The sequence below is a fragment of the Streptomyces sp. NPDC127177 genome (assembly GCF_042672475.1).
Taxonomy (GTDB): domain Bacteria; phylum Actinomycetota; class Actinomycetes; order Streptomycetales; family Streptomycetaceae; genus Streptomyces.
In genome coordinates, this window is record NZ_JBHXUW010000012.1 from 113,821 (window position 1) to 121,478 (window position 7,658).

The 7,658-nt window shown below is 70.5% G+C and carries 6 protein-coding genes; 1 reads left to right on the forward strand and 5 read right to left on the reverse strand.

Annotated elements, in window-relative coordinates; all coding sequences use genetic code 11:
* Window positions 1–19: 19 nt before the first annotated feature.
* The 3 genes from ACFVJX_RS10695 to ACFVJX_RS10705 form a co-directional block, all read right to left on the reverse strand.
* A complete protein-coding gene (locus tag ACFVJX_RS10695) occupies window positions 20–313 on the reverse strand; it encodes an MbtH family protein (protein WP_384126628.1) in 294 nt (97 codons plus the stop codon).
* A gap of 603 nt (window positions 314–916) precedes the next feature.
* Window positions 917–1,843: an ornithine carbamoyltransferase gene (locus tag ACFVJX_RS10700; protein WP_384136094.1), complete on the reverse strand. Its 927-nt coding sequence runs from the start codon at window positions 1,841–1,843 to the stop codon at window positions 917–919.
* 89 nt (window positions 1,844–1,932) lie between these two features.
* Entirely contained in the window at window positions 1,933–3,456 is a 1,524-nt protein-coding gene (locus tag ACFVJX_RS10705; RefSeq protein WP_384314478.1) for a helix-turn-helix domain-containing protein, read from the reverse strand.
* 114 nt (window positions 3,457–3,570) lie between these two features.
* Here ACFVJX_RS10705 and ACFVJX_RS10710 point away from each other — a divergent pair, with 114 nt between their 5' ends.
* On the forward strand, window positions 3,571–6,576 hold the full coding sequence (locus tag ACFVJX_RS10710; RefSeq protein ID WP_384136090.1) for a BTAD domain-containing putative transcriptional regulator: 3,006 nt from the start codon (window positions 3,571–3,573) through the stop codon (window positions 6,574–6,576).
* An 88-nt stretch (window positions 6,577–6,664) separates the two neighbouring features.
* Here the strand turns inward: ACFVJX_RS10710 and ACFVJX_RS10715 are convergent, their stop codons facing one another.
* Window positions 6,665–6,988, reverse strand: coding sequence for a hypothetical protein (locus ACFVJX_RS10715; RefSeq protein WP_384136088.1), 324 nt, complete (start codon window positions 6,986–6,988; stop codon window positions 6,665–6,667).
* A gap of 140 nt (window positions 6,989–7,128) precedes the next feature.
* Window positions 7,129–7,527 (reverse strand): hypothetical protein, encoded by a 399-nt coding sequence (locus ACFVJX_RS10720; protein WP_384136087.1) that lies wholly within the window; start codon window positions 7,525–7,527, stop codon window positions 7,129–7,131.
* Window positions 7,528–7,658 lie beyond the last annotated feature (131 nt).

Genomic DNA, 7,658 nt, shown 5'->3' on the forward strand with positions numbered 1-7,658 from the left:
TCGACGGTTCGAACGCCCGCTATCCGGCGTCCGCTCCCATCGCCCTCACCAGGCTGGCGGGCCGCATGTCGGTCCACGCAGCCTCGATCGCATCCAGACACTCCTGACGCGAACCTTCCGCGCCGTCAACGCGCCAGCCGCCCGGGATATCGATATGCGCCGGCCACAGCGAGTACTGACCCTCGCCATTCACCAGCGTCACGAACCGCCCCGACTCGTCATCGAAAGGATTGGTCACGACCGTCCCCCCACCTGTTCCTGCCATTTCCACGACATGTTCATCAGCCTTTTCCAGGCGCGCTGCGTCGATCATTTCCTGCAGCCGCCCGTCGAACCGCCCGTCCCCTCACGGTGCGATCTCGACCACGCGGGGCGGAGATACGTTACGCCTCGGGATACCGACGTTACACCGATGGCGAACCCGGACTCCCCCGGCTTCGCCCGTTCACGACAATCACAATAGAGGACCCTCGACGGCCCAAGACGCAAATTCGGCCCATTGCTTACAAGTCCTCAATGGGACGACAAGGCCGGAGACCGGTACGAGACATATGCCAACACGGTCCGAACAGAAACATTCAGCCACCCGGTGTCCCGATTGTGCTGGAATCGCCGAATACGAATCGATCAAATCCGGATAGCCGCTGGCGCACGCCCGCGGTCTTTCCGGCACACGCAGATCACGTCGCGCTCCCGTGCGCCGGGCACGCGCCCCGTTCGCACCCCGCTCCACCCAGCCAGGCATACGCGGCGGCCCCCCCCCCGGGGGGGGGCCGCCCCCGCCCCACCGGGGGGGGGGGGGGGGGCCCCGCACACACACGAGAAGCTCCTGGCAGTCATGGGCGGCCGTGGCCGGGCACCCATGACTGCCAGGAGCTTCGTCGTTCGGCTCCCCGTCGGAACGGGGGGCGGGTACTCAGTCCCGGGCGCCGACGACGCACCACTCCAGGACCGCGGCGGCGGCGGTCATCTTGTGGTGGGCCTGCCGCCAGGCCAGGCTCGCCGGGCCGTCGAGCACCTCGTCGGTGACCTCCTCGCCGCGGACGGCGGGCAGGTCGTGCAGGAAGACGGTCCCCGGGCCGCCGAAGCGGTCCAGGAACGCGCGGTTGATCTGGAAGCCGTCGAAGTCACGGATCCAGTCGGGGTTCTCCTTCGTCACCCCCATGGTCTGCCACCGGCTGGTGTACACCGCGTCCACCGGGCCCTCGACCTCGTCGGGCGTCACGACCTGGCTCACCAGCGCCTTGCCGCCGCTGAGTTCGGCCGCCAGGTCGAGAGTCTCCTTGGGTACCTCGTATCCACTCGGGCACAGCAGGGTGAGGCGCAGGCCGGGAGTGAGGGCCGCGGCGAGCGCGAGCGCCGCGCCCGAGCTGTTGCCCTCGCCGACGGCGAGCAGGTGCAGACCGTCCAGGGAGCCGAACTGCTCGGTGAGCGTGGCGAGATCGGCGATCGCCTGGGTCGGGTGCTCGTCGAGGCTGAGGGCGTTGACGACGGCCAGGTTCTCGCTGCTGCCGAGCCGGCGGATCTCGTCCACGTCCCCGTTGGTGCGTACGACGAGGGCGTCCAGGTACTCACCGAGCACCCGGGCGGTGTCCTCGACCGTCTCGCCGGTGGTGAGCTGGAGCTCGTTCGGGCCGAAGGTGATCACGTCAGCGCCGAGCCGGGTCGCCCCGCTCCAGAAGGACGTACGGGTCCGGGTCGACGACTTGCGGAAGTAGAGGCCGACCCGGTGTCCGGCCAGCGGCTTCGGGACGATGCCGTCGCGGCCGAACGAGACGGCGCGGCGGACGATGTGGTCCAGCTCAGCGGGGGTGAGGTCGGCGAGCGAGATCAGGTTGCGCATGGGTGGGGTGCCTTTCACGAGGACGGGAACGGGGCGGGAAGGGTGCGGGGCGCCAGCGGGGGCTGGGCGGTAGCGGGGGCGGGCGCGGCTCAGTCGGCCAGCGCCGCGGCGAGCTCGGCGGGCGCCGTCTCCCGCTCCGCCGCGAGTACCGCGCGGACGAGGTTGAGCACGGTGAAGCCGACCGGATCGCCCGCCGTCGTGGGGAGCCGGCGGATCAGGCCGCGGACCAGCAGCGCGTGTACGTCTCGGGCGGTACGGGCCAGGGAGCTTCCGCAGGCGCGCGCGGCCCCGTCCACCGTCCACGGGTCCTCCAGCGTCGCCAGTGTCCGGAGCAGACCGGCCGCCTGCGGGTCGAGGCCGGTAACGGCCGCGGTGAGCCGCTCGCTCAGGGCGGGGCCCGCGGCGGGGTCGGCGGGCGTGACACCGTCGAGCAGGACCAGCGGCGCGGTGCGCGCGATGTCCAGCAGTTGCTGGGGCGAGTAGAGCAGCAGCCATGAGGCCGCGGCCTCCAGCGCCTGCGGCATGCCGTCCAGCGCCCGGCAGATGTGGGCCACGGTGGTGACGACGGCGTCCGTGGGCAGGAAGTCGGGGCGCATATAGCTGACATGGGAGAGCGTCAGCTCGACGGCGTGCCGGTCGGCGACGAGGGGACTGCCCGCCACCTCGACGGCCAACTCGGCCTCGGACGGCACCGCGAGAGGCGCGAGCGGCAGCAGCCGCCCACCGGGCAGCTGCACCGGCCGGTCGGTGGTCGTGAGTATTTTCAGGCGCTCGCAGGCACGCAGCAGGCCCAGCAGCCGAGAGGTGACCTCCGGTGACACTTCGTGACCGTCCAGCACGATCAGGGTCGCCTTGGATCCGATGAGAGCGACCAGTTCCTCGAATTCCCCGCCGTCGCGGACGAGGGCGCGCACCCAGCCGGCGACGGTCGACTGAGGGCTGCCGGAAGCCGCTCCCCCGGTCTCGGACGTGTCGTCCGGGGAGACCCACAGCACCGGAACCCGGTCCCGGGCGTGGATGACGGTGGCGGCCTCCTGGGCGAGTCGCGACTTCCCCACTCCCGGCAGACCCACCAGTGTCAGCAGCCGCTCGTGATCCGTGCTCAACCGGGCCGTCAGCGCCTCCAGTTCGGGAAGCCGGCCGACCAGCGGACGCAGCGGTGGGGGCGGTGTGGCCAGGTCGGCCCCGTAGATGTCCTGGAAGACGCGCCCCACAGCCTTTGCATCCACGGCCAGTTCGACCTCGACGCGTCGCGCGTCACTCAGTCTCATGGCATTGGCCAGGAGCTTCAGCGTTTCCCTCCGGGGATGCCTGACCCTCCCCAGCTCCAGGTCTCGAATGGCCCGTACGCTCACCGTGGAAAGCCCCGCGAGCTGTTCCTGAGTGAGCCCCGCACGCCTGCGCGCATTCTGCAGCAGAACGTCAAGCCCGGGTGCAGGCTGGGAATTCATCATTGTCTCCTCGGTCTCCACATGCTCAGAAAATGCAATAGCCGGTCGCCCGGCCTCCCAGGACACTCCGGAACGTGTGGAGCGGACCGGGATCAATCCGCACCGCTCACGCTCCGTACTCTCCGTGGCAGCGAAGGCCTGCCGTCGATGAACAGCCTCCATCGAGCCATTCCCGAAGTCTTCCCGGTGCGGTACCGCGACTTCCCATCTCCAGGGGCTACGATCGCCTCGCGCCTGGGTAGACCTGCGGGTGGGCAGATCTGAGGGGGAGGATGCGTGTCAACAGTGGAAGAGGTCCGGCTGCGCTTCAACATTCTTGGTCCGATAGAGGGGTGGTCGAACGGGACGCGGCTCCGGCTGGGGGGAGTCATCCAGGAGCGAGTTCTGGCCACTTTGCTTCTGGAGCCCGGAAAAGTGCTTCCGGTATCCCGGCTCGTCGAGGCGGCGTGGGACGAAGAACCGCCGCCGACGGCACCGCACCAAGTACGCAAGGCCGTTGCGGATCTACGCAGACGGATACCGGGGGGCTCCGACGTCCTGCTGACCGACGGGCCCGGCTATCGCGTCGCCGACGAACAATGCGATATCGACCTGGCTGAATTTGGCCTACTGATACGGAAAGCGAAGCTGACGGCGTCCGAGGGCCGCACGGCCGAGGCCGCCGAGATATTGCGCGGCGCCCTCGCCCTCTGGCGGGGGCCGGTCATGTCGGGCGGCGGCGGACCGATCATCGAGGCCGCGTCGACCTCCCTGGAGGAGCGCCGGCTGACCGCGGCGGAACAGCTCTTCGAACTCCACCTCGGCCTGGGCGAGGCCTCCGAACTCGTCGTCGAGCTACGTGAACTGGTGCAACAGCACCCGCTGCGCGAGTCCCTGCGCGGCCAGTTGATGGTCGCTCTGTACCGTTCCGGACGGCAGGCGGAGGCGCTCGACGAGTACGGCAAGGTGCGCGAGCTCCTCGTCGAGGAACTCGGGATAGACCCGGGCCCCCATCTCACCAAGCTGTACGAGGGAATCCTCCGGGAGAGCCCCGAGCTGGCCGGGCCCGAACCGGCGGCCGCCCCCGTCGCACCCGTGGCACTGCCCGCCGAACCCCCCAGCACCCTCCCGTACGACCTCGCGGACTTCACCGGCCGGGACCGGGAACTGGCCGAGATCCTCCGTGCCGCCGAGGACAGCGGCGAACAGGGCCCGCAGATCGTCGCCATCGACGGCATGGGGGGCTGCGGGAAGACCTCGCTCGCCGTGCGGGCGGCACACCGGCTCGCCCCCGAGTACCCGGACGGGCAGCTCCACATCGATCTGCGCGGGTACACACCCGGCGACCAGCCGGTGACCGCCGGCATGGCGCTCGACAGCCTGCTGCGGGCCCTCGGTGTCCCCGGCAACCTCATCCCGGACGACGTGCCCGCCCGCACCGCCCTGTGGCGCGCCACCCTGGTCGGCAAGCGGCTGCTGATCCTCTTCGACAACGCGGCCGACGCCGGCGCCATGCGCCCGCTCCTGCCCTCCTCCCCCGGCTGCCTGGTCATGGTCACCAGCCGGGCCCGACTGGTCGATCTGGACGGCGCCCGGTGGATCTCCATCGGGGTGATGCCGCCCCAGGACAGCGCGATGCTGGTGGCCGAGACGCTCGGCGCCCAGCGCGTCGCAGCCGAACCGGAGGCGGCGGCCGAGCTCGCCCGGCTCTGCGGCCACCTGCCTCTCGCGCTGCGGATCGCCACCGCGCGGCTGCGCAACCGACCGCGCTGGACCCTCCAGTACCTGGCCGAGCGGCTGCGGGACGAGACCCGAAGACTCGACGAGCTCAGCTCCGGGGCCCGCAGCGTCTCCGCCACCCTCCGTCTGTCGTACCAGGCCCTGGACGAGGAGTGCCGCAACGCGTTCTCGACGCTGGCGCTCCACCCCGGCAGCGACATGGACATCCACGCCGCCGGCGCACTGCTCGGCACGGGTGCCCGCGACGCGGAGGACCTGCTGGAGATGCTGCTCGACGTCCATCTCGTGCAGCAGCCGGAGATCGGCCTCTACACCTTCCACGACCTGGTCCGCAGCTTCGCGCAGAGCCTGCTCGTCGAGTCCGCCGAGGACTCCGGTGCGGTGGAGCGGCTCCTGGGCTACTACCTCACCGCCACCGAGGTGGCGTGCGATCTGCTCTACTCGGGCCGGCGCCGGCGCAGCACCGGTATCCCGCCCAGCACGGCCGAACTGCCCGACCTCGCCACCGCCGAGAGGGCACGCAAGTGGTTCCTGCGCGAGCAGTCGGCGCTCCTCGCGGCCGTCACACTCGCCGAGCGCAGGGGCCACGACCGCTTCGTCGTGTGCCTGTCGCGCAATCTCGTCTTCCAGCTCAACGACCTCGGGCTGCTGGAGGAGTTCGGCGAGCTGAGCCGGGTCGCGGTCGCCGCCGCCGGCCGCCTGCAGGATCTGGCGCTGCTGGGCGTGAGCCTGTCCAACCTGGGCGTCGCGTGCTGGAAGCTGGGCCGGCTCACCGAGGGGCTCGAAGCGGCCCGGGAAAGCCGGGACGTCGCGGTCCGGCTGGGTGACCTGCACACCCAGGCCCACAGCGAGAGCATCCTCGGCCAGTTCAACAGCCTGCTCGGCGATTTCCCCGAGGCGCTGGAGCACATGGAGACGGCGATCGCGCACGAGCGGGACCTGGACATGCCCCGCGCGGAGGCCGAGAGCCTGACCATCCTCAGCACGCTCTACGAACAGTGGGGACGGTACGAGGAGGCGCGGGACGCGGCGCTGCGGTCGGCCGAACTGAGCCGGAGGCTGGGGCAGCACGAGGGACTGCCCGGAGCCATCACGGATCTCGCGTTCGCCCATGTCGGCCTGGGTGCCTACGAGGAGGCCGACCGCTGTCTGACGGAGGCCCGTTCGCTGTACGGCGACACCGGCAACGAGGTCAACCTCGCCCTGACGCTGGCGCTCTCCGCCGATGTGGAGAACCTGCTGGGCAGATCGCCCCGGGACCCGGACCATGCGGAGCTGGCCCTCGACATGATGCGGACCAACTCCTCGCCGCTGCGCCGGGCCAAGGTGGAGAACGTGGTGGGCCGGCTGCGGCGCCGACAGGGCGATCTGGAGGCGGCGCTCGAATTGCACACCCACGCCCATGAACTGTCCTCCTCCCTCAGCTACCGCATCGAGGAGGCGTACGCCCTCGCGGGCATGGCCGACGCGCTCGGTGACACACCGGACGGCTCCCGGTACCGGGAGGAGGCCGAGAAGCTCTTCGCCGGGCTGGGCGTCCCCGAGGACCGCCGCCGCGGCTGACGGCCGACCCCGCCGGCACCCGCCCCGGACAGCACCGCGCCCCGCACCGTGACTCCGGTGCGGGGCGGTCTGCTTGCGAGGCGCGGGATCACATGGCGGGGGACGTGGGGCCCTTGTCGTCGTTGGGGGTGGCAACGGTCGGGCCCTTGTCGTCGGTGGGGGTGATCACCGTGGGGCCCTTGTCGTCGGTGGGCGTGATGACCGTCGGGCCCTTGTCGTCGTTGACCGTGTCGACGATCACCGTGGGGCCCTTGTCGTCGGCGAGCGTGATGACCGTGGGGCCCTTGTCGTCGGCCACAACCTGCTGAGTGCTCCTGGGGCTGTGCGACTGCCCCGCCTCGACCGTCACGCCGATGCCGAAGGCCAGCGTCGCCGCGATGATCCCGAAGAGCCCAGCAAGCTTGCGTCCCATGGTCCCGCCCCTAAGTGGTGTTTGTGGGTGTTTGCGGTGTTCCGCTTCCCGACACCACTGATGTTGCTGATCGGCGTTCCCGGTCCGTTCCTGCCCCGATACCGCCGGTGGGAACTGCCGCGGGAACGGACCGGAACCAGCTAGGACAGGCCCTGTTCCACGTCGAGTTGGCAGGCGGTGACCCGTGGGCCGGCAGGCGTGAGCACCACGCGCGTACGGGCGGTTCCCGACTCGTGGCCGGCCAGGTCGAGCAGCGACCTCACCAGGGAGCGGAGCACCGCACGCTCCGTCTCGTCCAGGACGGCCACGCCCCGGCCTCCCCCGGGCGGCCACGCGACGATCCCGGCGACCGTGTGCATGCCGTCCTCGGTCGTGGTCTCCACGCTGAGCTGGGGGCCCTCCCAGGACTCCGGTGCGGCGTACGGATGGGAATGGTCACCGGACGCCACGCGCTCGGCCCACCGCTCCACGGTGGACAGGTCCTGGAGGGCCTGGCGCAGCTCCGTCCCATCGGGTGAGCGATCCCTGGGGTCCTTCACTTGAGTACTCCTTACTGCAGACAACTACACAACGACCCTTGCCGCACCGGGTCCCGGTTCCCTCCCGATCCGTTCCCGCTTTCCTCCCGTTCCCTCATTCGCTAAGGGAACGCACCGGTAATCGGTAGTCG